General features: G+C 52.5%; 21 protein-coding genes. 13 read left to right on the plus strand and 8 right to left on the minus strand.

All coding sequences use genetic code 11. From position 1 onward, the window contains the following. Positions 1-2: 2 nt before the first annotated feature. A complete protein-coding gene (locus D8682_RS23355) occupies positions 3-629 on the minus strand; it encodes a glutathione S-transferase family protein (RefSeq protein ID WP_064545071.1) in 627 nt (208 codons plus the stop codon). A 248-nt stretch (positions 630-877) separates the two neighbouring features. On the opposite strand from D8682_RS23355, the gene dacC reads away from it, so the two are divergent. Continuing rightward, positions 878-2,083 carry a serine-type D-Ala-D-Ala carboxypeptidase gene (gene dacC / locus D8682_RS23360; protein WP_064545073.1) on the plus strand — a complete coding sequence of 402 codons (1,206 nt, stop codon included), beginning with the start codon at positions 878-880 and terminating at the stop codon, positions 2,081-2,083. Positions 2,084-2,217: 134 nt separating this feature from the next. Here the strand turns inward: dacC and deoR are convergent, their stop codons facing one another. After that, a complete protein-coding gene (gene deoR / locus D8682_RS23370) occupies positions 2,218-2,985 on the minus strand; it encodes a DNA-binding transcriptional repressor DeoR (RefSeq protein ID WP_121815230.1) in 768 nt (255 codons plus the stop codon). A 90-nt stretch (positions 2,986-3,075) separates the two neighbouring features. Further along, positions 3,076-3,684 (minus strand): undecaprenyl-diphosphate phosphatase, encoded by a 609-nt coding sequence (ybjG, locus tag D8682_RS23375; protein WP_121815231.1) that lies wholly within the window; start codon positions 3,682-3,684, stop codon positions 3,076-3,078. A gap of 235 nt (positions 3,685-3,919) precedes the next feature. Between ybjG and D8682_RS23380 the strand changes: the two genes are divergently transcribed. Further along, positions 3,920-5,140 carry an MFS transporter gene (locus D8682_RS23380; RefSeq protein WP_064545079.1) on the plus strand — a complete coding sequence of 407 codons (1,221 nt, stop codon included), beginning with the start codon at positions 3,920-3,922 and terminating at the stop codon, positions 5,138-5,140. 129 nt (positions 5,141-5,269) lie between these two features. Here D8682_RS23380 and metG read toward each other — a convergent pair whose 3' ends face one another. Further along, positions 5,270-7,303: a methionine--tRNA ligase gene (gene metG, locus D8682_RS23385; protein ID WP_064545081.1), complete on the minus strand. Its 2,034-nt coding sequence runs from the start codon at positions 7,301-7,303 to the stop codon at positions 5,270-5,272. 163 nt (positions 7,304-7,466) lie between these two features. Between metG and apbC the strand changes: the two genes are divergently transcribed. From apbC to D8682_RS23415, 6 genes are all read left to right on the plus strand, one after another. Beyond that, a complete protein-coding gene (gene apbC, locus D8682_RS23390) occupies positions 7,467-8,579 on the plus strand; it encodes an iron-sulfur cluster carrier protein ApbC (protein ID WP_121815232.1) in 1,113 nt (370 codons plus the stop codon). 795 nt (positions 8,580-9,374) lie between these two features. After that, on the plus strand, positions 9,375-11,063 hold the full coding sequence (locus D8682_RS23395; RefSeq protein ID WP_121815765.1) for a sensor histidine kinase: 1,689 nt from the start codon (positions 9,375-9,377) through the stop codon (positions 11,061-11,063). Continuing rightward, the gene (gene btsR, locus D8682_RS23400; protein ID WP_064545087.1) at positions 11,057-11,785 is read left to right on the plus strand and encodes a two-component system response regulator BtsR; all 729 of its coding nucleotides are present in this window, start codon (positions 11,057-11,059) and stop codon (positions 11,783-11,785) included. Before D8682_RS23395 ends, btsR begins: the two co-directional genes overlap by 7 nt. A 56-nt stretch (positions 11,786-11,841) precedes the next feature. Beyond that, on the plus strand, positions 11,842-12,105 hold the full coding sequence (locus D8682_RS23405; RefSeq protein WP_064545089.1) for a type II toxin-antitoxin system Phd/YefM family antitoxin: 264 nt from the start codon (positions 11,842-11,844) through the stop codon (positions 12,103-12,105). Then, a complete protein-coding gene (locus tag D8682_RS23410; protein WP_064545091.1) occupies positions 12,089-12,358 on the plus strand; it encodes a Txe/YoeB family addiction module toxin in 270 nt (89 codons plus the stop codon). The genes D8682_RS23405 and D8682_RS23410 overlap by 17 nt, the downstream gene beginning before the upstream one ends. A gap of 68 nt (positions 12,359-12,426) precedes the next feature. Then, on the plus strand, positions 12,427-12,897 hold the full coding sequence (locus D8682_RS23415) for a DUF1456 family protein (protein ID WP_064545093.1): 471 nt from the start codon (positions 12,427-12,429) through the stop codon (positions 12,895-12,897). A 45-nt stretch (positions 12,898-12,942) separates the two neighbouring features. On the opposite strand, the gene D8682_RS23420 is transcribed toward D8682_RS23415, so the two are convergent. Together D8682_RS23420 and D8682_RS23425 are read right to left on the minus strand one after the other, a co-directional pair. Continuing rightward, positions 12,943-13,911, minus strand: a complete 969-nt coding sequence (locus D8682_RS23420; protein ID WP_121815233.1) for an XdhC family protein — start codon at positions 13,909-13,911, stop codon at positions 12,943-12,945. Continuing rightward, positions 13,898-14,488: an NTP transferase domain-containing protein gene (locus tag D8682_RS23425; protein WP_121815234.1), complete on the minus strand. Its 591-nt coding sequence runs from the start codon at positions 14,486-14,488 to the stop codon at positions 13,898-13,900. Before D8682_RS23425 ends, D8682_RS23420 begins: the two co-directional genes overlap by 14 nt. Before the next feature lie 202 nt (positions 14,489-14,690). Here D8682_RS23425 and D8682_RS23430 point away from each other — a divergent pair, with 202 nt between their 5' ends. From D8682_RS23430 to D8682_RS23450, 5 genes are all read left to right on the plus strand, one after another. After that, positions 14,691-17,480: a xanthine dehydrogenase family protein molybdopterin-binding subunit gene (locus D8682_RS23430; protein ID WP_121815235.1), complete on the plus strand. Its 2,790-nt coding sequence runs from the start codon at positions 14,691-14,693 to the stop codon at positions 17,478-17,480. Then, positions 17,477-18,031, plus strand: a complete 555-nt coding sequence (locus tag D8682_RS23435) for a (2Fe-2S)-binding protein (RefSeq protein WP_064545101.1) — start codon at positions 17,477-17,479, stop codon at positions 18,029-18,031. Before D8682_RS23430 ends, D8682_RS23435 begins: the two co-directional genes overlap by 4 nt. Continuing rightward, entirely contained in the window at positions 18,028-19,269 is a 1,242-nt protein-coding gene (locus D8682_RS23440) for a cytochrome c (protein WP_121815236.1), read from the plus strand. The genes D8682_RS23435 and D8682_RS23440 overlap by 4 nt, the downstream gene beginning before the upstream one ends. Positions 19,270-20,066: 797 nt before the next feature. Then, positions 20,067-21,866 (plus strand): carbon starvation protein A, encoded by a 1,800-nt coding sequence (locus D8682_RS23445; RefSeq protein ID WP_064545105.1) that lies wholly within the window; start codon positions 20,067-20,069, stop codon positions 21,864-21,866. A gap of 364 nt (positions 21,867-22,230) precedes the next feature. Beyond that, a complete protein-coding gene (locus D8682_RS23450; protein ID WP_121813607.1) occupies positions 22,231-23,217 on the plus strand; it encodes an IS110 family transposase in 987 nt (328 codons plus the stop codon). A gap of 377 nt (positions 23,218-23,594) precedes the next feature. Here D8682_RS23450 and D8682_RS23455 read toward each other — a convergent pair whose 3' ends face one another. Together D8682_RS23455 and D8682_RS23460 are read right to left on the minus strand one after the other, a co-directional pair. Continuing rightward, positions 23,595-23,972, minus strand: a complete 378-nt coding sequence (locus D8682_RS23455) for a hypothetical protein (protein ID WP_202914357.1) — start codon at positions 23,970-23,972, stop codon at positions 23,595-23,597. A gap of 213 nt (positions 23,973-24,185) precedes the next feature. Beyond that, positions 24,186-26,609 (minus strand): DUF3772 domain-containing protein, encoded by a 2,424-nt coding sequence (locus tag D8682_RS23460; protein WP_064545115.1) that lies wholly within the window; start codon positions 26,607-26,609, stop codon positions 24,186-24,188. Positions 26,610-26,840: the final 231 nt, after the last annotated feature.

The raw sequence follows: 26,840 nt of genomic DNA on the forward strand, positions 1-26,840 counted from the left end.
TTTTAGCTCAATGGAATCATAACGATTTTCTTGAATGCCGGGCGCTGGGTCAGTTGCTGATACCAGCGTTGCAGGTTGGGGAAATCATTCCACTTGATATCGAGATTGAACAGGTTATAAACGCTTGGCGCCAGCGCAATATCCGCCACGCTGAATGTCTCGCCACCCAACCATTTTTGCTGCGCCAGTTCGGCGTCCACCATGGCAAACAGGGCGTTACAAGCGTCGACACTGTCTTCAATCAGCTTTTGATCGCGCAATTCCGGCGCGGTGCGCACCAGGCTGAAAAACACGCCACGATGTGGGCCTGCCAACGAGGTAGCTGCCCAGTCCATCCATTTTTCACCGCGTGCTCGAGCGGCAGGTTGGGCAATCCACAGCGATTCTTTGCCATACTGTGCGGCCAGATAACGCACGATAGTATTGGATTCCCACAGCGTCAGGTCGGTGGCATCGTCGTGAATACACGGCACCAGCGCATTCGGGTTCATCGCCAGATATTCTGCATCATGGGTTTTGCCAAATTTGCCGCCAGCCGGAATCGAGCGGTATTCCACGCCTAACTCTTCCAGGCACCACAAAACTTTCTTCACATTCGTTGAATTGTCTCTGCCCCAAACTGTGATCATTTTGTTTCCTCTTTGTTAGTTTGCATCTCAGTATGCCGTGTGCTGGCGAAGAAAACAGCACGCAAGTTCAACGGTTGCTAAAAAACTCATCAACGTGGCGGCAACTCACGCAGTTATCGAATAAACTTAAAAAACTTTACCAACGCTATGTTTCATTAAGCGGTTTCACACGTTAGCTTACTGGCAACTTGAAATATTAAGTAACGGCGTGTGTCGTGACTTTTTTAGAATGGATACTGGGTGGTGTTATGAAAACTTTGCAAATTCCTGCTTCGCTACGTGCTTTACTGGCAGGGTCAACCCTGCTGCTGTTAGCCGCGCCTGCGGTGAGTGCTGAACAGACGGCTGATGCACCGCAAGTTGATGCTAAAGCCTGGATCTTAATGGATTACGCCAGCGGCAAAGTACTGGCGGAAGGTAATGCCGATTTGCAGCTCGATCCGGCGAGTCTGACCAAATTAATGACCAGCTATGTGGTTGGCCAGGCTATCAAAGCCGATAAAATCAAACTGACCGATATGGTCACCGTCGGCAAAGACGCATGGGCCACCGGTAACCCGGCGCTGCGTGGATCTTCGCTGATGTTCCTTAAACCCGGCGATAAAGTCTCGGTTGAAGATTTGAATAAAGGCGTGATCATTCAGTCAGGCAACGATGCCAGCATCGCGATTGCCGATTATGTGGCGGGCAGCCAGGATTCGTTCGTCAGCCTGATGAACAACTATGCGCAAAAGCTGAATCTCACTAACACCACCTTCAAAACCGTACATGGCCTTGATGCGCCAGGGCAGTTCAGTACCGCACGCGACATGGCGCTGCTAGGCAAAGCCTTAATTCACGATGTGCCAGAAGAGTACGCCATCCACAAAGAGAAAGAGTTCACCTTTAACAACATCAAGCAGCCGAACCGTAACCGCTTGTTGTGGAGCTCAAATCTTAACGTCGACGGCATGAAAACCGGCACCACCACAGGCGCAGGCTACAACCTGGTGGCCTCCGCAACTTCTGGCGATATGCGTTTGATTTCCGTGGTGCTGGGCACCAAAACTGACCGTATTCGTTTCAATGAAAGTGAAAAGCTGCTGACGTGGGGCTTCCGCTTCTTTGAAACCGTCACGCCGATTAAACCAGATGCCACTTTTGTCACTCAGCGCGTGTGGTTCGGTGATAAAAGCGAAGTGAATTTGGGTGCGGGTGAAGGTGGCTCGGTTACCATTCCGCGCGGCCAACTGAAGAACCTGAAGGCAAGTTTCAAACTTAACGATCCGCAACTGACCGCGCCGCTGAAAAAAGGCCAGGTTGTCGGGACTATCGATTTCCAGCTTAACGGCAAGTCAATCGAACAGCGTCCGTTAATGGTGATGCAGCCAGTGGAAGAGGGTGGTTTCTTTAGCCGGATGTGGGACTTTGTGATGATGAAGTTCCATTCGTGGTTCGGCAGCTGGTTTGCCTAATCCCTCCTTCATACTTCGAGCCGCAGATGCGTTGGCTGCACTCGTGAACCCCAGTCACTTACTTATGTAAGCTCCTGGGGCTTCACTCCTTTGCCGCCTTTCTGCGACTCGAATTATTTTGGAGGACTATTTTGCTATTTCCATTGAAGAGAAAGATTCTCTGATACCGCAAACGCCACAAACTCGGCGTCGGGTTGTTCGTTGCTGATTAGCAAATCAAATGCCGAAAGTGGCCCCATGCAGGCTGCGCGAACTTTGCCAAATTTACTGCTGTCGACGACAAGTACACGCTGTTGTGCCATCGCTAATGCCCAGTTTTTTACGGGTAATTCATCAAGATTAAAACAGGTTGCGCCATGACGAGGATGAACGCCTGCCGCTGAGAAAAAAGCGATGTCCGGGCAAAAATTATTCAGGCATTCCTGGAAATTAATCGGCTTGAAAATCGCATTGCTGGCGTGAAATTCACCGCCACTTAAAATCACCCGACAGCCGGGTTTATCCTGCAACGCCAGAAAAGTGTTTAACGAATAACAAACGCCGGTAAATTCCAGAGAGTCATCGATGGCTTCAATGATGTACGGCGTTGTGGTGCCGCAGTCAAAAAACACCGTTTGATGCGGGCGCACCAGTGCCGCTGCGAGGCGTGCAGCGTGGCGTTTTTCCTCAATGCAACGGGTTTTCTGGTCACTTAACAGATAGTGATTGGCGGTGACGCTACGGGGTTCGAGAACCACATAGCCGCCCAGCAGTACGACCGGCCCAGCGTCATTGCTCAGGTCACGGCGAATGGTCATTTCAGAGACACCTAACAAAGCAGATGCTTCTTTGAGGTGAATTTTGTCGCTGCGTTTAAGCGCCTGAATCAGGCGGTTGATGCGTTCGTCGCGCCGGGTTTCCATGATGAGCAGCTAAACCTTTTTGTGCCCTCTCCAGGCGGAGAGGGTTAGGGTGAGGGCGTTAATTAACGCATCTTACCTTTGCAAAAACAGTTAGTCACGCACCCAGCCTTTGCGGATGAACAGGGCAAAACAGAAACGATAAGCCTGATGCAGGCTTGCATACATCTGTTTGCCAAGCAGGTTCCATACCATTTGCGCCAGCAGGCAAGAACAGAGTCCGACCAGCAACCCACCGAGCATATCCAGCGGCCAGTGCACGCCGAGATAAACTCGCGACCAGGCGATGACGCAACCGATGGCAAACAACAGCACACCCGACCACACACGATGCCAGAGCAAAAATGCCAGCGCGAAAGTGAAAATCACTGTGCCGTGGTCGCTCGGGAACGAGTCGTCCGGTGCATGATGCATGAAGTTATAGCCAAATCCAGTGACGAACGGTCTGTCATGCGGGAAGAGATGGCCAATAATCCACGATAACGACACGCTGATAATCAGAGCTAAAGCGGTTTTGATAACCATCATTCGTTGGGCCGCCATGTGTTGGCGTTGGCCCCACAACCAAAGAATGGCAATCAGCAACGGCACGATGCTTATCAAATCTTTGGCGATAAAAATCGCGAGCTTAATTAGCCACTCGGGTGATTCTGGCGTGGCGTTAATCAGCAAGAAAAGTGCCTGATTGAGTTGTTCGAGCATAATGTTTTAAGTCCCTAAACCAGCAAAAATAGCGCCAAGCTAAAAATTCATTGCGCCTTGCTCGGGCACCTGGAGCCAAAAGAGAATTTACAGATTATGTAGAGGATATTAAGAGAACCTTAAACCACAGAACAATCGACCGGTTGTTTGCAACAATGACTATCTACTGCGCTGGCAATTTATTAAACTGCGCATGTTTTTCGTTTCTTCAAGTCATTATCCTTCTGAGTAACTCATGCAAAATAATAAGCGACTGGGTCGCCAGGCATTGCTGTTCCCGCTGTGCCTGGTGCTCTATGAATTCTCGACCTATATCGGCAACGATATGATCCAGCCAGGCATGCTGGCGGTTGTTGAGCAATACAATGCGGGAATCGAATGGGTGCCGACCTCCATGACGGCCTATCTGGCGGGCGGGATGTTTTTACAGTGGTTGCTCGGGCCGCTATCAGACCGTATTGGCCGTCGCCCGGTGATGTTGACCGGCGTGGTGTGGTTTATCGTCACCTGTCTTGCCACGCTGCTGGCGCAGAATATCGAGCAATTTACCTTCTTGCGGTTCTTACAGGGCGTCAGCCTGTGCTTTATTGGCGCTGTGGGGTATGCCGCAATCCAGGAATCCTTCGAGGAAGCGGTGTGTATAAAAATCACCGCGCTAATGGCGAATGTGGCGCTAATCGCGCCATTGCTTGGCCCGCTGGTCGGTGCCGCGTGGATTCATTACGCGCCGTGGGAAACCATGTTTGTGCTGTTTGCGGCGCTGGCGGCATTTTCGTTTTACGGATTACACCGTGCAATGCCGGAAACTGCGACGCGTCTGGGTGAGAAGCTCTCGCTGCGAGATTTAGGCCATGATTACAAGCTGGTGCTGAGCAACGGGCGTTTTGTTGCAGGCGCGCTGGCGATTGGTTTTGTTAGCCTGCCGCTACTGGCGTGGATTGCGCAATCACCGATTATCATTATCAGCGGTGAAAAACTGTCGACCTACGAATACGGGTTGCTGCAAGTGCCGATCTTTGGCGCGTTGATTCTGGGTAACCTGGTGCTGGCGCGTTTAACCTCACGCCGTAGCGTACGCTCGCTGATTATTCTTGGCGGCTGGTGGATTGTGCCGGGGCTGGTGGTTGCCGCTGTAGCAACCGTAGCATCGTCCCATGCGTATCTATGGATGACGGCCGGATTGAGTATTTACGCCTTTGGTATTGGCCTTGCCAACGCAGGCCTGGTGCGTCTGACACTGTTCGCCAGTGATATGAGCAAAGGTACTGTTTCGGCGGCGATGGGTATGTTACAGATGCTAATTTTCACCGTTGGTATCGAGGTGAGTAAGCATGCTTATCTGTTTGGTGGCAATGGTTTGTTCAGCCTGCTGAATTTGTTGGGTGGGGTTATCTGGCTGGGTTTGATGTTCGTGTTTTTGAAAGATAAGAGTGTGGGTAATCGTACTGACGCGTAGCAAAACCACCCTCACCCTCACCCTAACCCTCTCCCTGAGGGAGAGGGGATAGCCGGTTTTCACTCTGAGGGAGAGGGGAGTCCGGTTTCCTCCCTCTCCTTTGGGAGAGGGCCGGGGTGAGGGGACAAATTACTTAACAGCCATACCCGCTTGTGCGCCGCTATCCGGGCTTAACAGGAAGATATCTTTCCCGCCAGGACCTGCTGCCATCACCATCCCTTCAGAGATGCCGAAGCGCATTTTACGCGGTGCCAGGTTGGCGACCATAATCGTCAAACGGCCTTCAAGTGCGGCGGGATCAGGATAAGCAGAACGGATACCCGAGAACACGTTACGTTTCTCGCCGCCCAGATCCAATGACAGACGCAGCAGCTTGTCAGAACCTTCAACAAATTCTGCTTTCTCAATCAGCGCAACACGCAAATCCACTTTGGCAAAATCATCAAACGCGATAGTTTCAGCAATCGGGTCATCCGCCAGTGGGCCAGTTACCGGTGCCGTCGTCGCCTTCACTTCTTCTTTCGAGGCTTCAACCAGCGCTTCAACCTGTTTCATCTCAATGCGGTTATACAACGCTTTGAAGGTATTCACTTTATGGTTCACCAGCGGGGTGTTGATGCCATCCCAGCTCAGCTCACAGTTCAGGAAGGCTTCAGCTCGCTCAGAAAGCGTAGGTAGAACCGGTTTCAGCCAGGTCATCAACACGCGGAACAAGTTAATGCCCATGGTGCAGATGGCTTGTAGGTCGGCATCGCGGCCTTCTTGTTTTGCTACCACCCATGGTGCTTGCTCATCGACATAACGGTTTGCGGCGTCGGCCAGCGCCATAATTTCACGCACGGCTTTACCGAATTCGCGGCTTTCCCACGCTTCGCCAATTGACTGCGCCGCATCGGTGAAGGTTTTGTACAACGCCGGGTCAGCGATTTGTGCAGACAGTTGCCCGTCAAAACGCTTGGCAATAAAACCTGCGTTACGGGAAGCCAGGTTGACCACTTTGTTGACGATGTCGCTATTCACGCGCTGCACGAAATCTTCCAGATTCAGATCGATATCGTCGATACGTGAGGACAGTTTCGCGGTGTAGTAGTAACGCAGGCTGTCGGCATCGAAATGGTTCAGCCAGGTGCTGGCTTTAATGAACGTACCGCGCGATTTGGACATCTTCGCGCCGTTGACCATCACATAACCGTGGACAAACAAATTGGTCGGCTTGCGGAAACCGCTGCCTTCCAGCATGGCTGGCCAGAACAGGCTGTGGAAGTAAACGATGTCTTTACCGATGAAGTGATACAGCTCGGTGGTGGAATCTTTCTTCCAGTATTCGTCGAAGCTTTCGGTATCGCCGCGTTTGTCACACAGGTTTTTGAACGAACCCATGTAACCGATTGGCGCATCCAGCCAGACGTAGAAATATTTACCCGGTGCACCAGGAATTTCGAAGCCGAAATAAGGCGCATCGCGGGAGATATCCCACTGTTGCAGGCCAGACTCGAACCACTCCTGCATTTTGTTCGCCACTTGCTCTTGCAGCGCACCACTTCGGGTCCAGGCTTGCAGCATTTCGCTAAACGATGGCAAATCAAAGAAGAAGTGCTCGGAATCACGCATTTCAGGCGTTGCGCCAGACACCACCGATTTCGGGTCGATAAGCTCGGTTGGGCTATAAGTTGCGCCACAAACTTCACAGTTATCGCCGTATTGGTCTGGAGCTTTACATTTCGGGCAGGTGCCTTTGACGAAACGGTCCGGCAGGAACATGCCTTTTTCCGGATCGTAGAGCTGAGAAATGGTGCGGTTTTTAATAAAACCGTTCTCTTTCAGGCGGCCATAAATCAGCGACGCCAGCTCACGGTTTTCATCGCTATGCGTAGAGTGATAGTTGTCATAGCTGATGTTAAAACCAGCAAAATCAGTCTGATGCTCCTGGCTCATTTCGGCAATCATCTGCTCTGGTGTAATGCCTAACTGCTGTGCTTTCAGCATGATAGGTGTGCCGTGGGCATCGTCTGCGCAGATGAAGTTGACCGTGTTTCCGCGCATTCGTTGGTAACGGACCCAGACATCAGCCTGAATGTGCTCCAGCATATGACCGAGGTGGATTGAGCCGTTAGCGTACGGAAGTGCGCACGTTACCAATAATTTTTTCGCGGTTTGAGCCATAGTAGAAATTGCATCTTCTAAAGAGAAAAGGGCTTTAGATGTTAACCGAGTGCCGCCCCGCGGTAAACCACACAAGGTGCACAAGGAAATTTTTATCGCGCCGGATGGCTTCTGGTATGCTTAACAAACTGCAATGTCCGATAAAAAAACATAAGGAGTCGGGATGAACTCTCAATCCCAGGCAAGCAAATCCCCCGAGCAGCTACGCGCTATGGTCGCCGGGACACTGGCCAATTTTCAGCACCCCACCCTCAAACATAATCTGACCGCCCTAAAAGCCCTGCATCATGTCGCGATGCTCGATGACACGTTACACGTCGAGCTGTTGATGCCGTTCGCCTGGCGTAGTGGTTTTGAGGCTTTACAAGAGCAATGCAGCTCAGACTTATTGCGCATCACCGGCGCAAAAGCGGTTGACTGGAAACTCAGCCACAACATCGCCACGTTAAAGCGCGTGAAGAACCACCCTGGCATTAACGGTGTGAAGAATATTATTGCGATCAGCTCTGGCAAAGGTGGGGTTGGCAAGTCTAGTACGGCAGTCAACCTGGCGCTGGCGTTGGTTGCCGAAGGGGCGAAAGTCGGGATTCTGGATGCGGATATTTATGGCCCATCAATCCCGACCATGCTGGGTGCAGAACACGAACGCCCAACCTCACCGGACGGCACACACATGACGCCGATTGTGGCGCATGGTCTGGCAACCAACTCCATCGGTTACCTGGTCACAGACGAAAACGCCATGGTGTGGCGCGGCCCAATGGCCAGCAAAGCGCTGATGCAGATGCTGCAAGAAACCATGTGGCCGGATTTAGATTACCTGGTGCTGGATATGCCGCCGGGTACGGGTGATATCCAGTTAACGCTGGCGCAAAACATTCCGGTTACCGGCGCTGTGGTGGTCACCACGCCGCAAGATATTGCGTTAATTGATGCGCGCAAAGGCATCGTCATGTTCGAGAAAGTCGACGTGCCGGTACTGGGCATCGTTGAGAACATGAGCATGCACATTTGCAGTAACTGCGGCCATCACGAGGCGATTTTTGGCACCGGCGGTGCGCAGAAACTGGCGGATCAATACCACACCAAATTGCTGGGGCAGATGCCATTGCACATTACGCTGCGTGAAGATCTTGATGCCGGTAAACCGACGGTGATTAGCCGCCCTGAAAGCGAATTTACGGCGATTTATCGCCAGTTGGCGGGGAGCGTTGCCGCGCAGCTATACTGGGGCGGGGAAGTGATCCCTGCGGATATCGCGTTCAGAGCGGTGTAATTTTCTACCCCCCTCATCCCAACCTTCTCCCTGAGGGAGAAGGAGAAAACCGAGTTCCCTCTCCAGGGGCTGTCTCTTAGTCACATCTGCGCGAGTCGGGAGACAGTTCCGTTCACCCAGTGTTCAGTGTTTCACATAGCCACTGAACCGGTGAACGTCTTAGGGTGACCACCGTCGCCACCCTAAGAACCCCGACTCCCGGCAAATAAATCGCCGCAAGCGGTAAACACCGTTTTTTACCCAACATTCGGGGTCGTTCGCGACTCGTTCCCGACGATCGCTCTCTCACGTGGTTCCCGACCACGTGACCCCGACTGAAGGGTAAAAAGCGGCGCGATTGAAGCCGGAACAAAAGGTCAACGTCAAAACCCGAATACCACACCGAGCCGGTTTTGACCTTGTTCCCGGTATAAATTGCCCCAGTGTTCCCCATAAGTCAGGGTGGAGCTGCCGGGAGCAGCGAAAGAAAGCGATCGTCGGGAACGAATCGCGAACGACCCTGAACGTTGGGGATAAGCTGGGGTTTACCGCGCAGCGGCAATTTAATCACCGGGCGCCGGGGTTGCCAGGGGGCTGGCGTGAGCCACCTGGCACGTTCACCGTTTTCGGGAATTAAAGAGATAACTGAACACACTGGTGAACGGAAAAACCTCTCATCTTACAGAGCTCAACCTGACAAAATTGCCGGGGTGAGGGCTATTTATTCCCAAAATCAATAATTATTGAATCGCTTCAAAGAAAGTTAAGCGTGAACGTTGTATGTTACGCGCCCTCAAAGACTCAACGGCGGGCGCAATGTACGAATTTAACCTGGTGTTACTGCTGCTTCAGCAGATGTGCGTCTATCTGGTTATCGCCTGGTTGATGAGTAAAACGCGGCTGTTTATCCCGCTGATGCAGGTCACCGTTCGTTTACCACACAAATTACTCTGCTACGTCACCTTCTCCATTTTTTGCATTATGGGTACCTATTTTGGTCTGCACATTGATGACTCCATCGCCAATACGCGAGCGATCGGCGCGGTGATGGGCGGGTTGCTCGGCGGGCCGTTGGTGGGTGGCCTGGTCGGGCTAACCGGTGGGCTACATCGTTATTCCATGGGCGGCATGACCGCGCTGAGCTGCATGTTTTCTACCATTGTTGAAGGCTTGCTCGGCGGCTTGTTACACCGTTTGCTGATTCGCCGTGGGCGCAGCGATTTGCTGTTTAACCCGCTGACCGCCGGTGGTATCACGCTGCTGGCTGAATTCTTCCAGATGGGTATTATTCTGCTGATTGCACGCCCGTTCGCTGACGCACTCAACCTGGTGAAAAGTATTGCCGCGCCGATGATGGTGACCAACACCGTCGGTGCCGCGCTGTTTATGCGCATCTTGCTAGACAAACGCGCGATGCTTGAAAAATACACCTCGGCATTTTCTGCCATGGCGTTGAAAGTCGCGGCCTCCACCGAAGGGATTTTGCGCCAGGGGTTTAACCAGGAAAACAGCATGAAAGTGGCGCAGGTACTGCATCAGGAGCTGGATATCGGTGCCGTCGCGATTACCGACAATGAAAAGTTGTTGGCGTTTACCGGCATTGGCGCGGATCACCATCTGCCGGGCCGCCCGATTTCTTCGGCTTACACCTGGCAGGCCATTGAACGCGGTGAAGTGGTGTATGCCGATGGTAACGAAGTACCTTACCGCTGCTCGCTGCATCCAAACTGCAAGCTTGGCTCAACGTTAGTGATCCCACTGTACGGCGAAAACAGCCGCGTGATTGGCACCATCAAACTGTATGAAGCGAAAAACCGCCTGTTCAGCTCGATTAACCGCACGCTTGGCGAAGGCATCGCACAACTGTTATCCGCACAGATTCTGGCGGGGCAGTACGAACGGCAAAAGCAGATGCTCACGCAATCAGAAATCAAACTACTCCACGCGCAGGTCAACCCGCATTTCCTGTTTAACGCACTGAATACGCTGGTGGCGGTGATCCGCCGCGATAACGAACAGGCTTGCCAACTGGTGCAATATCTCTCGACATTCTTCCGTAAAAACTTAAAGCGCCCGAGCGAGATAGTGACACTTGCCGATGAAATCGAGCATGTGAACGCCTATCTGCAAATCGAACAAGCACGTTTTCAGTCGCGCTTACGCGTGCAACTGAATGTTCCGCAGGCGCTGGCGCTGGTTCGCTTACCCGCCTTCACTTTGCAGCCGATTGTCGAAAATGCGATCAAACACGGCACCTCGCAACTGCTCGGGGTGGGAGAAATTACCATTAACGCCTGTCAAATAGGCGAACATCTGCACTTGTCTGTGGAAGACAATGCCGGGTTATATCAGGAAAACCCCAGTGCCAGCGGGCTGGGTATGAGCCTGGTGGATAAACGCCTGCAAGCCCGCTACGGCGATGACTGTGGTATTAAAGTGGATATAGAAGCAGACCGATTTACCCGTATTACCCTACGTTTACCTCTGGAGGAAACCCCATGTTAAAAGTACTGATTGTCGACGACGAGCCGCTGGCGCGTGAAAACTTGCGCATCATGCTGCAAAACGAGCCTGACATTGAGATTGTGGGGGAGTGTGGTAATGCAGTTGAAGCGATTGGTGCTGTGCATCGTTTGCACCCTGACGTGGTGTTTGCGGATATTCAGATGCCACGCATCAGCGGCCTGGAAATGGCGAGCATGCTCGACCCTGAACAGCGTCCGTACATCGTGTTTCTCACCGCGTTTGATGAATACGCGGTACGGGCATTCGAAGAACATGCTTTTGACTATTTGCTCAAACCGATAGACAGCAAACGGCTGGAGAAAACCTTGCACCGTTTGCGCCATGAACGCATCGATCAAGACATCACCCTGCTGGCACCAAACCAGGAAGATCTCAAATTTATCCCGTGTACCGGGCAGAGTCGCATCTACCTGCTACAAATGGAAGAAGTGATGTTTGCCAGTAGCCGGATGAGCGGTGTGTATGTCACTAACGCGCAAGGTACTGAAGGATTTACTGAACTCACATTACGTACGCTGGAAAGCCGCACTCCCCTGGTACGCTGCCATCGGCAATATCTGGTCAATATGAAGCACCTCAAAGAGATCCGTTTTGAAGATGGCGGCCAGGCAGAGCTAATGCTGCGCGACGGGCAATCCGTTCCGGTCAGCCGCCGCTATTTAAAAAGCCTGAAAGAGGCGTTGGGGCTAAAAGCGATGTAGTTTTTATCCACTCACCGGCCTATACTTGTACAATAAATTGCACAAGTGGAGCTTACATGCAGGTTATTACATTTTCTGAGGCGCGTAATCGGCTCAAAACCGTTCTTGATGACGTTGTGGACAATGCCGATATTACAGTTATCACCCGCCGTGATGCTGAAGATGCGGTAGTGATGTCGTTGGATTACTACAATTCCTTGATGGAAACCGTTCATTTGCTCAGCTCTCCGGCAAATGCGACACGCCTGATGGAATCAATGGCGCAGGCACAGGCAGGTAAAATCTCACGGAGAGAGATTATTGATGAAGACAACGAATAGATTACTCGCATGGACCGATCACGCCTGGGATGATTATCTATGGTGGCAAACGCAAGATAGAAAGACGTTAAAGCGCATTAATAAACTGATTGAAGATGCGCAAAGAAATCCTTTTGATGGTTTAGGAAAACCTGAACCGTTACGTGAAAACCTCAGTGGGTTGTGGTCCCGGCGGATAAACGAGGCAGATCGTCTGGTTTATAGTGTTAGCGACGATCTGCTCACCATTTTCCAGTGTCGCCTGCATTACTAAATCTGCGCACAGCTTCAGAACGCTATATACTGCCCGCTTTCAAGATTTAGAACGAGAGAACCATCACTATGATGAATAACGACGTATTACGCAGCGTGCGCTACATGCTGAATTTGGGCAACGACGATATGGTGAAAATTTTCGCCCTGACCGACACTGCCGTGACTGCTGAGCAAATCGTAACCTGGACCAAAAAAGAAGATGAAGAGAACTTCAAACTGTGTCCAGACATCCTGATGGCGAACTTCCTTAACGGTTTGATTTACTTCAAACGCGGTAAAGATGAAAGCAAACCTGCACCGAAAATTGAACGCAAGATGACCAATAACATCATCCTGAAAAAGCTGCGTATTGCGTTTGATTTGAAAACCGACGACGTTCTGGAAATTCTGACCACCCAAGAATTCCGCATCTCAATGCCAGAAATCACCGCGATGATGCGCGCTCCAGAGAACAAAAACTTCCGCGAATGTGGCGACCAGTTCCTGCGTTACTTCCTGCGTGGTTTAACTGCTCGCGTGCACGTCGCGAAGAAGTAAGCCTTATTGCGGCGGATGACGCTTACGCTTATCCGCCCAAAAAAATTATCCCCGAGCTTCGTTTTTCCGTTTCACGATATCCGCCATCACCGCCAGAGCAATTTCTGCGGGTGTCTTGCTGCCAAGCGGCAAGCCAATGGGCGCGTGAATACGTTGCAGCTCTGATGTGCTTAACTCCGCAAGTTTTTCTAAGCGCTCAAGCCTGCGCGCACTGTTCTTTTGCGACCCCATCGCACCAATGTAAAATGCGGGTGTATTCACCGCTTCCATCATCGTCAGGTCATCCATGCGTGGATCGTGGGTCAACGCGACAATCGCGGTATTAGCGTGGCAGGGGTGTTGCTCAAGATAGTTAGCCGGAAACTGTTTCAGCAGCGTAATGTCAGCTTTTAGCTGGGCGGCAAAGTTTTCCAGCACTTCTGGACGGTTCTCGCAAACTAACACTTCAAAACCCAACGCACTGGCAAACTCGGCGCAATACAGCGCCACACTCGACAACCCGGCAATCAGCAGGCGTGGAGCGGCGGCAATATGCAGTGTCACCTGTTGTCCATCGCGTGCAACCTGGGTCATATCAGCGAACTCTTTCACTTCCAGATGGCGGCAAGGCTCAGGCAACGTCAGGCATTTTTCCAGCGCAAAATGGCCATTCAGCGCCTGATGCATCTTTTCGAGATATTCCACATTTCCCGGCGTAGCAGGCAGGTATTCGACCAAAATATCCAGCAAGCCGCCACAGGGGAGTGCTATCCCTGGTTCCAGCCCTCCTTCGCCATAACGCACAATCTGGCTGGCTTGCTGATACTCACCTTGCGCAATACGTTGTAAAAAATCCTCTTCTACACAGCCACCGGAAAGCGAACCGCAAAAACGCCGATCGGCGGTGGCGACCATCAAGGCTCCTGGTGAACGGGGCGATGAACCATAAGTGTTTAATACCGTACACAACCAAACCGGTTGCTGAACAAGCCAGATACACGCCTGGCGGACCACGCTGATATCAAGGTGCTGCATGATTTTTCTCACTCCGTTGAGCCAGTTGTGAGGGGAGGTCGATATCGCGCTGTGAATCGCTATCTTTAACTTCGATAAAATGAATGGTTTTACCATGCAGCAATTCCCGCGCACCGTTGTCACCGGTTAACTGGCAAAGCTTGCCAAACCAGGCCGGTGAAAACCCCACCGGATGGCCAGGTTGTGCATTCACATAAGGGCGCACCAAAGGGTGAAATTCCAGAGCCTGTGCCACTTCGACAAAAACAGAAGGGGGGACAAACGGCATATCCGCCAGATGAATCAGCCAGCCATGCCACTGTGGGGTTGCGCAAACACCTGCGGCAATCGACTCGCCCAATCCGCTGCTCGCGATAAGCGTAAAGGGAACCTGTTGTGCGCGGCACAACGCTTGAATTTCACTATTTTCCGGACGCGTCACCACATGTACCGCAAGGCCAGAAGCCAGAGCATGGTGCAGTGTTTGCGCAAACACGCTGCCATCGTTGAGCAACGCATTGAGTTTATTGCCTTGTCCACCCGCTTTTTTGAAGCGCTCTGCACGCCCGGCTGCGGTGATAATAATGCCAGCTTTCATGTTCAAGACTGATTCCTCAGTGCTTTTCTATTTGCGCCAAAACGCCAATGATTTGCGCAATAATGTTTTTTTTATGAAAATGAGATGTTAATTCTCACATGATTTAAGTTAAATACATATACTTATATTCACTACGGAAATACGTTGAAAATACACTCAATTGTTTGAAAAAAAGACAATAATAATTTAAATGGGATGTTTTATGAGCAATTTTAATCCATCACGGCGCAGCTTTATTAAACGCGCGGTGGTTGCCGGAGTCGCGGTCTATCTCGCCCCTCTCTATAGCCGAGCCTATGCCGCGCTATTTGAGCAAAAAATTCTCCAGTCTCCGAACTGGGATGCGAAAAACAAGCGCATCCGTTTCCGTATTGATGGTCGGGCGAAAGTCATGGGGCATAAAGTTTTTGCGCGTGATATTCGCGCTGTCGATATGCCGCACTGGCCGCAGAAACAGGCGCACGCTTTTATTCTGCGCACCACCAAAGCCGACAGGCTGTTTAATGGTATCGATCTCTCGCTATTAGGCGATGACCTGAAACCGGATCGCGTTGTCACAGCCGTTGATCTGGCGCGTGATGGCCTGGCATTCCCGGCGTTTTACGGCGAAGACATGCTCCTGCCGACCGGCAAAACGCCAGCTTACCTCGGGCAAGCGGTCGCTATTCTGATCTACCACGATTTTGCTCGCTTTCGTTTTGCCAAAGATAAACTGAAATTCAAAGACGAAGTGATCCAATACGGCGCTGAAACTGGCCCGCTGGAGCGTGACCCCTGGGGCACTTTCCGTTTCGTGCGTGTCGGTGGCGCAACTTCGCAAGATGACGACCATTTCTCCAGTCTGAAAGATATGCCGATTTTCCCGTTGTCGATGAGAAGGCATTTGCCGGTCTGGCCGGAAGGGCGTGAAGGCGGCAAACTCGATGAAGAAGGGATGTTCTACGCAGGCCAAATTGCTGACGAACTGAAAAATCCGCCACAAGACTGGCTGGTCATGTCTCGCCGTTACACCACCCAATCTATCGATACCGCGGCACTTGAGCCAGATAACGCCAACGGCTGGTTCGATGAAGCGACCCAAACTTTGCATTTAGTTGTGCCAACTCAATCCCCGCAGGAAGTGGCTGACGAAATGCCGCGCATGCTGGCAAAACGCACCACGCCGGTGAAACAGCTGATTCTGCATCCGTGTTACACCGTCGGTTACGGTTCCAAAGATCACTACAACTTCCCGTATTACGGCGCGGTGGCGGCAATGTATGGCGACGGGCATCCGGTGCGTCTGGCGAACGACCGTTACGAGCAGTTCCAGAGTTCGCTCAAACGCCACGCCTTTGACATGAATTACACCATCGCGGTCAACAAAAATACCGGCATCATGCAGTCGTTCCTTGGCGATATGACGGCCAACGGCGGCGGGCGCAGCAACTTTACGCCGTCTGTGTCGATGGTTGGTGCAACGGCGGCGCAGTCCATTTACTACTTCCCGAAAAGTGATTTATCGGCGGTGGGCGTTGCTTCTCGTGCTATTGATGCCGGTTCAGCTCGCGGATACGGCACGCTGCAAAGCATGGCAGCCACCGAAATGATGGTCGATGAAATTGCTGCAGAACTGAAGATTGATCCGATTGAATTCCGTATGCGCAACGCGCTGAAATCGGGCATGAAAAACACCCAGGGGGCGATCCCGGCTGGGGCGATTCGTGTGGACGAAGTGCTGGCAAAAGCTGCAAAACATGAGATGTGGCTGAAACGTGCTGAACGTAAAGCTGAATTTGAAATGAAGAACCCCGGCAAGCGCTTTGGCGTGGGCTTTGGTTGTGTACAAAAAGATTTTGGCACCGGAGCGGAAACCTCGTTTGCGCGGGTAGAAGTCAGTGCTGACGGGCGCATAGCTTTGCATCACAGCGGTGCGGAAATGGGTACCGGCATGTCGACTTCGCAATCGGTGCTGTGCGCACAATGGCTGGGGAAACCTGCGGACGAAGCGCATTTCTCGGTCACGGACTGGAGCACGCTGCCGGTTGTCACCAGCGGCGACCCGTACATTATGTCGCAGGAAGAACAGGACAAACTGGCGGCGAATCCTTCCTGGTCGCCGTCTTACTGTTCGCCATCCAGCGCCAGTAACTCAGCATATTACTTCTCCCACAGCACGCGTGAAGCGGCGCGCCTGGTGTTTGAACACGGCTTGTGGCCTGCGGCAATGTCTATCTGGACCACCGGTATTGGCGGCGGTCAGGCTGCACCATTAGTGGTGCGCATCGAAGACGCTCGTTGGGTAGAAGGCGGTTTAACTGCCGCTGGTATGGAAATTTTAAGCCTCGAACTGCTGGCGAAAAAAGCCCACGAAATGGGGCTGATGACCGGTGCGACGGTACACGTCTTTAACCGCTGGCAGTGGGCCGAAGCCGATTTCAATATTGGCGGACAAAGCAAACGCCTGCCGATTGACGGCCTGTCGGTGCGTAATGGCAACGGTGAATTCACCACACTTGCCCGCGAACATGTTTACTATCCGCCAACCCAGCGTAATAACGCCTCTGTAACCTATTACAGCGCAGTCGGCACGCTGGCTGAAGTGGCTGTGAGCCTGGCGACCGGCGAAGTCGAACTGTTGAATCACCACTCGATTATGGAGTGCGGCAATTTAATCGTCCCGGAGCTGGTTTCCGGGCAATTGCAGGGCGGGCTGGCGATGGGTATCGGCCACGCGCTACACGAATATTTACCGCTTTATGAAGACGGACCCGGCAACGGCACATGGAACTTCAACCGTTATCACCTGCCGCGTGCCAGCGACGTTGCGGTCTGGAAACAGACTGGCGATGTGCTGCCTGCGCTTTCGGAAACCGACCCGCCAAAAGGTATGGCTGAAGTCGTGATGATCCCAGTGGTTGCCGCGTTGGTTAACGCCATCGCCGACGCCACCGGCCACCGTTTCCGTGATTTGCCTGTCCGTGCTGAAAATATTCGTGAGGTATTACCATGAGCATCAAAACTAAACCAATGACGCTGACCATCAACAACAAATCGTACGGCCCAATCGACGTGCCTGAAGGGTTGATGATGATCGATTTTCTGCATGAATATGTCTATTTGACCGGCTCACGTCTGGGTTGCGGGCAGGGGATTTGCCACGCCTGTGTGGCGATTGTTGATAACCCAAGCGGCACCAGCGAAGAAGTGCGCACCTGCATTACCGGCGCGCATTTCTTTAACGGCAAAAAAGTGCGCACCGTTGAAGGCCACGCCAAAGTTGATGAACAAGGTGAAGTGGTCGAGCTTTCGCCAATTCAGCAATCTTTCCTCGATCATTACAGCTTCCAGTGCGGCTACTGCACACCGGGCTTTGTCAACGCGGCGACGATTTTCGTTGAAAAACTCAAGCGCGAACCGATTGCCCGTGAAGAACTGGAAGGGGCAATTTCTACTGCGCTGGAAAACCATATCTGCCGCTGTACCGGCTACGTGCGCTACTACGAAGCGGTGCGTGATGTGGTGCTGAAAACGCCAGGATTAGTGAAGGAGGCGGTGAAATGAAAAAACGTCTTGCGCTAATTGTGCTGGCGATTGTCGTCATTATTGTGGCGATTTTGTACTGGCGGGAATACCGCACGTATGACGGCCCGGTGCAGAAAGTGACCGCCAGCAAGGAACAAATCGAACGTGGTCGTTATCTGGCAAAAGCCGCTGACTGCGCGGCTTGCCACACCGCATCTGGCGGCGCACCACTGGCGGGCGGCTATCCGTTAGAGTCCCCTTACGGCACCATTTATGGCAGCAACCTGACGCCCTCTGCGGATAACGGCATTGGTCGCTGGACGAAGGACGATTTCTATCAAGCGTTGACCGAAGGTGTGACCCCTACCGGGCGTCACCTGTTCCCGGCGATGCCATACACCTCTTACAAAAATATCTCGCGCCAGGATTCAGATGATATTTACGCGTATCTGATGACGCGCCCGGCCGTCAATGTGGCAACACCAGATAACGAAATGAGTTTCCCGTTCAACCAGCGTATCGCGCTGATTGGCTGGAATATTCTGTTCCATAACAAGGATCCTTTACCGGCGATATCTGAAGGCAAATCTGCCGACTGGCAGCGCGGGCGTTATCTGGCTGATGTGCTGGGGCATTGCGGTGAATGCCATACCGAGCGTGGGTTACTCGGACAGATGAAGCTGGATAAAGCGATGCAAGGCGGGGAATTAGGGCGCTTTATGGCTCCTGATATTACGCCAAAAGCGTTAGCACAACGTGGCTGGACGCCTGACGATGTGAAGCAATTCCTCACCACGGGCTTTGCCCCGCAGGGCAGCGCGTTTAGCGAAATGCACATGGTGGTCGACCTCAGCACCCAGCATCTGACGCCTGAAGACCAAAAAGCGATGGCGACGTATCTGATGGGCGAAATGCCTCCTGCTGCGGTTCCGGCGGCATTGGGCAAAGGTAACGAAGCAGGGCGCATGACTTATCTCGACCAGTGCGCCGGTTGCCACGCACGTGAAGGCGAGGGCAAACCGCACGTGGCGGTGTCGATGCTCAACAACGCCACGTTGCGCCAGCCAGATGCCAAAAACCTGATTGTCTCAGTACTTGACGGCCTGCCAGCGCAGAATTTCCCGAACGGCGAAAGTATGCAGAGTATGCCTGGTTTCGGTGACCGCTTGAACGATGAGCAAGTTGCTGAACTGGTGAATTACCTGCGCGTGACGTGGGGTGGTTTGCCGGGGGATGTGACGGCGGAGCAGGTGAAAGCGTTGCGGGCTGAGAAGTAGTGTGAGGTCCTGTCCCTCTCCCTCGGGTCACACCCACCGTTGAAGGGTGTTTCCTGCCGGTTCGGAGACGGTTCCGTTCACCAGGCGACAGAGTATTTATGTCGCCACGGAACCGGTGAACGTCTTAGGGTGGCCACCGTCGCCACCCTAAGGACCCGGACTCCCGGCAAATAAATCGCCGCAAGCGGTAAACCTCCATTTTGCCTCCGTGTCAGGGTCGGTTGCGATTCGTTCCCGACGATCGCGCCCTCCAGCCGCTCCCGACGGCTGGACCCTGCCACCTGGAGTCAAAATGGAGGCGATTTAAGCCGGACCCGAAATTCAAGGTCAAAGTCAAAAGCCTGGGCTGTTTTGACGTTGTTCCCGGCTTCTATCGCACCGTTTTTCACCCTTCAGTCGGGGTCACGTGGTCGGGAACCACGTGAGAGAGCGATCGCCTGGAGCGAGTCGCGAACGACCGCGAATGTTGGGTAAAAAACGGTGTTTACCGCGCAGCGGCGATTGACTTGCCGGGCGACGGGGTCGCCAGGGGGATGTCGTAATCCCCATGGCACGTTCACCGTTCATTGATATTTATGGGATCGGATTACATTCAGGTGAACGGAAAATCGCCGCTCCGCCATAGGCTCCCCTCAGGTGAACGGAAAATCGCCGCTCCGCCATAGGCTATACCACTTACTCCCCATATCTAACCGCTCACACGCCAATACAACCACTCACTAAAACTCCCCCCACTTGCCTGAGTCACCCATGCCAGCATATCGCTGAACTTTTTATCTTTGGCACTGGAGTGGGTTATGCAACACGCACTAACGTTTGTTATCGCGACCCTGTGTATTCTGGCTATCTGCTATCGCCTTTACGGGGTGTTTTTCGTCCGTAAAGTGTTGAATGCCGATGACTCGGAAATCACACCGTCACATATTCTTGAGGACGGCAAAGACTACGTCCCAACTAAAAAATGGGTTAACTTTGGCAGCCACTTTGCGGCGATTGCCGCCGCTGGTCCGTTGGTCGGCCCGGTGCTGGCAGCACAATACGGTTATCTACCAAGCTTCTTATGGCTGTTAATTGGCTGCGTGGTGGGCGGTGCGGTACACGATACCGTGGTGCTTTTTGCCTCCATGAAGCACCGCGGTAAGTCACTCTCAGAAGTGGCGAAAGCGGAGCTGGGGCCTGTAGCCGGCTGGTGTACTGGCCTGGCGATGTTATTTATCATCACGATTACCATGGCAGGTTTGTCGATGGTGGTGGTTCACGCACTGGAACGTAACCCGTGGGGCACCTTCGCGGTGTTCATGACCATCCCGGTGGCGATTGGTGTCGGTCTGTGGGAGCGTTTCACCGGCAGCATGCGTGGTGCAACCTGGGTTGGCATTATCGTGATTTTCGCCTGTGTGATTGCAGGGCCGTATATTCAGGAATCTGCTTTCGGTGAATGGCTGAGTTTCCGCGCATCTACCGTCAGTTTGGTTCTGCCGTTCTATGCATTTTTTGCCACCGCACTGCCTGTGTGGATGCTGCTTACGCCGCGTGGTTACCTCTCCAGCTTTATGAAAATCGGCGTATTCGGTGCGCTGGTGATTGGTGTGGTGTTCATTAACCCGGAAATTCAGTTCCCGGCGGTGACGCAATTTATTCACGGTAACGGCCCGGTATTAGCAGGCCCAGTCTGGCCGTTTATCTCTATCACCATCGCCTGTGGCGCGATTTCTGGTTTCCACGCGTTTATCGGTTCCGGTACCACGCCGAAGCAAATCGATAAATGGAACGACATTCTGCCAGTGGCTTTCGGTGCGATGCTGGCTGAATGTGTGGTCGGTGTGATGGCGTTAATCGCGGCAACCGCTCTGCATCCTGCGGATTACTTCGCCATCAACGCGACACCTGAAGTCTTTGCCGGTCTTGGCATGGATGTGGTCAATCTGCCACAGCTTAGCGAATCCATCGGACTGGATTTATACGGGCGTACCGGTGGGGCAGTGACTCTGGCAGTGGGGATGGCAGACATCTTCACGCGTATCCCGTGGTTCAGCCATTTAGCCTCGTATTTCTTCCAGTTCGTCATCATGTTTGAAGCGGTATTTATCCTGACTGCGGTAGATTCCGGTACCCGTGTTGCGCGTTACTTGCTGCAAGATTTCCTCGGCGACATCTGGTCTCCGCTGAAACGCACCAACTGGATGCCTGGCGCAATTGGTTGCAGCATCGTGGCCTGCGTGTTGTGGGGTTATCTGCTGAACTCCGGTGACATCAACTCAGTGTGGGCGCTGTTTGGGGTATCGAACCAACTGATGGCTTCCATTGGCCTGATGATCGGTGCGACCATTATTCTGCGTATGTCGGAAAAACGCTGGTACGTACTGACCTGTCTGATCCCGCTGTCGTATCTGTATGTGACCGTAAACTATGCCGCCTACTGGATGGTGAAGAACGTTTACTTCAATAGCGCAGCTAAAGGCTTCAACATCTTCAACGGTACGATTTCGATTGTGATGGTCGCGTTGGGGCTGGTGATTATGGTGGCGTCGATTCAACGCTGGTTTGTGCTGTGGCGTGCTCGCGGTAACTCAGAGCCGATTGAATTGTTGTCATAACTTAAGTCGTTATTTAAGCAGTACTAAAAGCCGGTCTTCCATGACCGGCTTCAGATTGCTGATAAAGGGTGATAAATGTGTTTTGTAGGGTGGATAAGCGCAGCGTCATCCACCATTTACGCCAGTTGTGTCGGATGGCGCTGCGCTTATCCGACCTTGTATCTTGAACCGGTAGCTGGTTAGCTACCGGTTACATGAAACGGAGGAAGCTTGTATCCGACCTGAAGACCTCGATCTTCCGACGTAGCTTAAGCCCTCCGTTTCACCTTTCACGCCACTCAAAATCCGAACGGTAACCAGAAGCTCTGACTTCGCATGTACAAGGCTGGAATGGCGTGTTGGTTCACGTGGAAGGAGATGAAATATGGCTTTTCTCGGTGCTGATATCAGCAAAAATAAAATAGATGTCTGTCTGCTTGTTGCCGGTATTAAGGGTAAGAAAAAGCAGAAAGTCTTCACCAATGAACCCTGTGTGGCCCGCAAAATCATCGACTGGCTGGAGGCCCAAAAATGCGCCTCTGATAATATGACAGTCGTGATGGAAGCCACGGGTATCTACCATGAGAATCTGGCGTATGGGCTTCATGATGCGGGGATTTCTGTCTGCATGGCCAATCCATACCGTGTCCGTGAGTTTGCCTGCGGAATGGATATCCTCACGAAAAATGACACAGTGGACGCATTTGTGCTGGCCTGTTATGGCGAGCTGAAGCATCCCGATGCCTGGGTCCCACCGTCAGTTGAAGTCCGTAAACTCAGGGCGTTGTTGCGTCAGCGCGACGCGCTGAAAGAGGATGTGCAGAGGACGGCCAACCGGCTTGAAAAAGCGCATTCAACCTCGACACCACGGGAGGTCATAGGCTCACTGGAGCGGACACACGGCTGGCTGAGTGATGAACTGGAACGGATAGAAAAGCTCATTACTGACCACACAGATAACGACCCGGGACTGAAGGCCGATCTGGAGCTGCTGAAATCGATAAAATGTGTGAAGGAGCAGGTGGGACGGGAGATGCTGGCACTACTGAAAGACGGGACGTTCAAAAGTGCCTCGCAGGTGGCAGCGTATCTGGGAATAACACCGGTGGAGAGAGTGTCCGGCAGTTCGGTACGCGGGCGGGCACATATGTCAAAAACAGGCCCCTCAATAGTCAGAGCCAAACTGTATGTAGCAGCCCTGAGTGCAATCCGGTGGAATAAACCCGCGAAGGCGATATATGAAAGGCTGGTAGCGAAAGGTAAGGCGAAAAAAGCGGCGCTGGGTGCAGTGATGCGTAAGCTGGTACATATGTGCTTCGGCGTACTGAAAACCCGATTACCATGGGATGAAAATTATGCAGCTACCGCTTGACGTCCAAGACGGTAGCTACGAAGAAGTTTGTCATCAGTCTCAAGCCGGTCTTCCATGACCGGTTTCAGATTGCTGTTAAAGGGTGATAAATGTGTTTTGTAGGGTGGATAAGCGTAGCGTCATCCACCATTTACGCCAGTTGTGTCGGATGGCGCTGCGCTTATCCGACCTACGAAGAAGTTTCGTCATCAGTCTCAGGCCGGTCTTCCATGACCGGTTTCAGATTGCTGACAAAGGGTGATAAATGTGTTTTGTAGGGTGGATAAGCGTAGCGTCATCCACCATTTACGCCAGTTGTGTCGGATGACGCTAACGCTTATCCGACTTACGAAGAAGTTTGTCATCAGTCTCAAGCCGGTCTTCCATGACCGGTTTTTTTATTGGCAGGCTTTCATTTCTGCGTTGGTCAAATCAGCACGGCTGCAATCCAGTTCACGGCCAGAAGGGCCTTTAGCGGAAGCTTCACCGGCTGGCATGATCATACCGTTCGCACGGTTTTTACCGGTCCAGCTAACACCCGCGCTACCATCTGGAGAAATAGCAATCGACAACACTACGCCCTGGCCGGTGGCTTCATAGTAGTTATCGTTTACTTTCTTCAGCTTCATCTGTTTACCGTTGAGATAAACCGGGCCGCCCTGGTCGATATGCACTTCGCCCGGATGACCTTTGCCGTTAAACAGCGGCAATGCGGCACTCGCGGAAAAGACTACAAAACCCAGAACCAGCGCCATCGTTTTTAGTTTGCTCATCATTAACTCTCTTATCATTATCGTGCTCAATCTTCACCGTGGTGAAGTCGAGAAGTGGAATATTTCCGGTGCGAGATAATGCTGCCGTGAGCCAGATACGATATTGACTTATATCAAATTGGTGAATGAGTTGAGGGGGTAAAGATTCTTAATATTGATGTGTTGAGGGAGCAGAGAATAAAGCCGCAACGCGTTTCAGGCGTTGCGGCCAGGCTCTTATTCTTCAGTTGCGCGTTTAGGGGCAGGTTGTTCGAGAACCATCGTTTGTGTCTGGCTCAGGCTTATCCCTGCGGCACGTAGCATTTTAAGGATCTCGTACAGCAGGTCGCTACGCGTTGAGCTGACCATACGTGGGCTATTCACATAACCGGTGACACTCAGCACAATCCCGGTTGGCCCCAGCTCTTTAAAGCTGACTGACGGCGCGGGGTTTTCCAGAATAGATTCATGCAGCTTATAGGCTTCGAGCAGCAAATTACGCACTTGCTCCGGGTCGATATCCAGCGGGAAGGTGAGCGTAATGGTTGCCACACCTTGCGCGTTACCCATCGTGGCATTACGCACGTTCTGCGAAATAAGCTGTGAATTGGGCACAATAACCGTGGATTTGTCACCTAACTGGATCTCGGTGGCGCGCACGTTAATACGGCGAATATCGCCCTCAACGCCGCTGATACTCACCAAATCTCCCACTTTCACTGGGCGCTCAGTTAACAGAATCAGGCCGGAGATAAAGTTCTTCACTATCTCCTGTAAACCAAAACCGATACCTACCGACAAGGCACTGACGATCCACGCCAGTTTGTTCCATTCAATGCCCAGCATCGACAGCGTCAGCATGATAATCAGCACGTAGCCGACGTTGGTGAACAGCGTGACCAGCGAGGCACGCAGGCCCCTGTCCATATTGGTTTTTGGCAGGAAATCGTTATCCAGCCAGCGGCGTGTTGAGCGCAGTACATACCAGCCGACAGCCAGACACAACACGGCGTTAACGGCGTGTGCCGGGATAATATTCATCCCTTCGAGACCTTTACCGCCCCATATTTCGGCAATTTTGATCAGCAACTCCATCGGCGTCGTGGTGCCGAAGGTGCCATTCAACAGTGCAACGGCGGCCATCACCAACAGGCTGGTTTTGCCTAAAGCGGAGAACAGCGTGGCGGCAAGCGAGAGATGGCGGTCATTAAGGCTCAGCGTGCTTTTGAGGAGCTTCCCGCTCTGGGTGGTCGGTGAAAAGACCGCTTCACATAAATCGACCACGAAATGAATCAGCAGATACAGGCTACAAACCACCAGGCCAATCCACAGCAGTTCGAACGTGACGAAGCGCGCCAGCGGAATGTAGCCAATCAGCAATGCCATCAGGATAACGAAGGCGGTCAGGCTAATGACCAGATGAATCAGACCGGCAACCGTCGAGCGGGCCTCGGTTTGCTCGCCTTCGGCACTCATTTTTCGGCGGATCCTGTTCACCCGAATCGGTGCAATCAGGCAATTGAGCGCCACCAGTAAGGCCGCCAGTCCGTTGCCAAACAGCGTGGCGGCAATGCTGGCACCGACTAACGCATTCAACTGTTCGATGATGCCAAAGATAAAGATGAAGGTTGCCAGCAAAATTGGGAACGAGGCCAGCGTTTTTGCCAGTGGGTCGGCAATACCCGGCAGACGCCAGGAAGGATGGCTATTCGACAGTAACGCGATACCCAGTCCAGCAATCACCGCTGAAAAATAGGTCAGTTCGACCATCTGGTCGGCAAATTCAAGCACCCATTGCGAGGTGTCAGGCAGGCGGGTCAGGGTATAGCACAACAACTGCATGCTGATACCCAGCGTCAGCGTGGTGCTTAATGTGGTAAAGCAGGCGAGGAAACTGCGACGAAAACGGCCTTGCGGCAGCCAGCGAGGCAGCACCCAATTCATTGGCTTGTCCAGCGCTTTGCGGCCAAATAGCCCAATGGCTAACGCCAGCAGCAGATAAACTGCGCTCCCAAAACGCCAGTCGTCGCTCCAGGCCTGATGCCAGGCCGCACTCACTTGTGTGCCGAAATCGTCGAAACGCGAGGCATCTTTATCGCTTGGGTCAAAGACTGGCGACCAGAAGTTCTCGCCAAGAATACTGCCGGTGTTAAGCGCGATTTGGGTTTTCAGCGCGTCACGACGCAGCCCTGAAATTTGTGATGAGAGGTTTTGCGCCCCCACGGCAATGGCTTTGCTTTGCTCTATTTGCGTGGTGAGCAAGGCTTTACTGTTGTTCAATTGTTTGCGCTGGCTGACAACCTGCGGTGTTTCCGTCAGCGTACCCGGTGCCGGGGCTGGCCCAAGCACATCCAGTTGCCCCTGAATCTGTGCCAACTGCGGAGCCAAAGCAACGGCGAGCTTATCCGCATCACTGACCAGTTTTAGCGCATCGTCATTCAGGGTGGTGAACTGTTTGTCCGCTTTCGCAGTCGAGACGCGCTGTTTGAGTGAATCCAGGCGTTTTTGCAACGCAGGTAACTCAGTGCTGGCGTTGACCTTAACCGGTTCTTCCGTAGCAGATTGCCCGGCGGCGTCATCAGCCTGAGAAAGAAATGGGGTCATCATCAAACAAGATAGCAATGCCAGTAAGAGCAGCGGCATTCTTAATGGTTTACGCATAGAAAGAATTTTCCGGGATATCGAAAAGACAGAAATTGGAGACAAGCGGATAAGGATACTCGGAATTTAGCGGATGCCAATCAGAGTAAGTCTATTTATGTTCCCGATGGCGTCAGGTTGGCGGCCATATGAACCGTGTTGCTCTGCTAATCGGCCACTGGTTTTGTAATGGTACTATTTTTTAATTGGTGACAAATAAATATGGAGCGCATCACAAACCAGTATGCTTTT

The sequence above is a fragment of the Buttiauxella sp. 3AFRM03 genome (assembly GCF_003675305.1).
GTDB classification, from domain to species: domain Bacteria; phylum Pseudomonadota; class Gammaproteobacteria; order Enterobacterales; family Enterobacteriaceae; genus Buttiauxella; species Buttiauxella ferragutiae.

What these genes read in the sequence shown, in the direction of transcription:
- D8682_RS23355 (WP_064545071.1), bottom strand. Translation starts at nt 629, where the DNA reads ATGATCACAGTTTGGGGCAGAGACAATTCAACGAATGTGAAGAAAGTT.
- dacC (WP_064545073.1), top strand. Translation starts at nt 878, where the DNA reads ATGAAAACTTTGCAAATTCCTGCTTCGCTACGTGCTTTACTGGCAGGG.
- deoR (WP_121815230.1), bottom strand. Translation starts at nt 2,985, where the DNA reads ATGGAAACCCGGCGCGACGAACGCATCAACCGCCTGATTCAGGCGCTT.
- ybjG (WP_121815231.1), bottom strand. Translation starts at nt 3,684, where the DNA reads ATGCTCGAACAACTCAATCAGGCACTTTTCTTGCTGATTAACGCCACG.
- D8682_RS23380 (WP_064545079.1), top strand. Translation starts at nt 3,920, where the DNA reads ATGCAAAATAATAAGCGACTGGGTCGCCAGGCATTGCTGTTCCCGCTG.
- metG (WP_064545081.1), bottom strand. Translation starts at nt 7,303, where the DNA reads ATGGCTCAAACCGCGAAAAAATTATTGGTAACGTGCGCACTTCCGTAC.
- apbC (WP_121815232.1), top strand. Translation starts at nt 7,467, where the DNA reads ATGAACTCTCAATCCCAGGCAAGCAAATCCCCCGAGCAGCTACGCGCT.
- D8682_RS23395 (WP_121815765.1), top strand. Translation starts at nt 9,375, where the DNA reads ATGTACGAATTTAACCTGGTGTTACTGCTGCTTCAGCAGATGTGCGTC.
- btsR (WP_064545087.1), top strand. Translation starts at nt 11,057, where the DNA reads ATGTTAAAAGTACTGATTGTCGACGACGAGCCGCTGGCGCGTGAAAAC.
- D8682_RS23405 (WP_064545089.1), top strand. Translation starts at nt 11,842, where the DNA reads ATGCAGGTTATTACATTTTCTGAGGCGCGTAATCGGCTCAAAACCGTT.
- D8682_RS23410 (WP_064545091.1), top strand. Translation starts at nt 12,089, where the DNA reads ATGAAGACAACGAATAGATTACTCGCATGGACCGATCACGCCTGGGAT.
- D8682_RS23415 (WP_064545093.1), top strand. Translation starts at nt 12,427, where the DNA reads ATGATGAATAACGACGTATTACGCAGCGTGCGCTACATGCTGAATTTG.
- D8682_RS23420 (WP_121815233.1), bottom strand. Translation starts at nt 13,911, where the DNA reads ATGCAGCACCTTGATATCAGCGTGGTCCGCCAGGCGTGTATCTGGCTT.
- D8682_RS23425 (WP_121815234.1), bottom strand. Translation starts at nt 14,488, where the DNA reads ATGAAAGCTGGCATTATTATCACCGCAGCCGGGCGTGCAGAGCGCTTC.
- D8682_RS23430 (WP_121815235.1), top strand. Translation starts at nt 14,691, where the DNA reads ATGAGCAATTTTAATCCATCACGGCGCAGCTTTATTAAACGCGCGGTG.
- D8682_RS23435 (WP_064545101.1), top strand. Translation starts at nt 17,477, where the DNA reads ATGAGCATCAAAACTAAACCAATGACGCTGACCATCAACAACAAATCG.
- D8682_RS23440 (WP_121815236.1), top strand. Translation starts at nt 18,028, where the DNA reads ATGAAAAAACGTCTTGCGCTAATTGTGCTGGCGATTGTCGTCATTATT.
- D8682_RS23445 (WP_064545105.1), top strand. Translation starts at nt 20,067, where the DNA reads ATGCAACACGCACTAACGTTTGTTATCGCGACCCTGTGTATTCTGGCT.
- D8682_RS23450 (WP_121813607.1), top strand. Translation starts at nt 22,231, where the DNA reads ATGGCTTTTCTCGGTGCTGATATCAGCAAAAATAAAATAGATGTCTGT.
- D8682_RS23455 (WP_202914357.1), bottom strand. Translation starts at nt 23,972, where the DNA reads ATGATGAGCAAACTAAAAACGATGGCGCTGGTTCTGGGTTTTGTAGTC.
- D8682_RS23460 (WP_064545115.1), bottom strand. Translation starts at nt 26,609, where the DNA reads ATGCGTAAACCATTAAGAATGCCGCTGCTCTTACTGGCATTGCTATCT.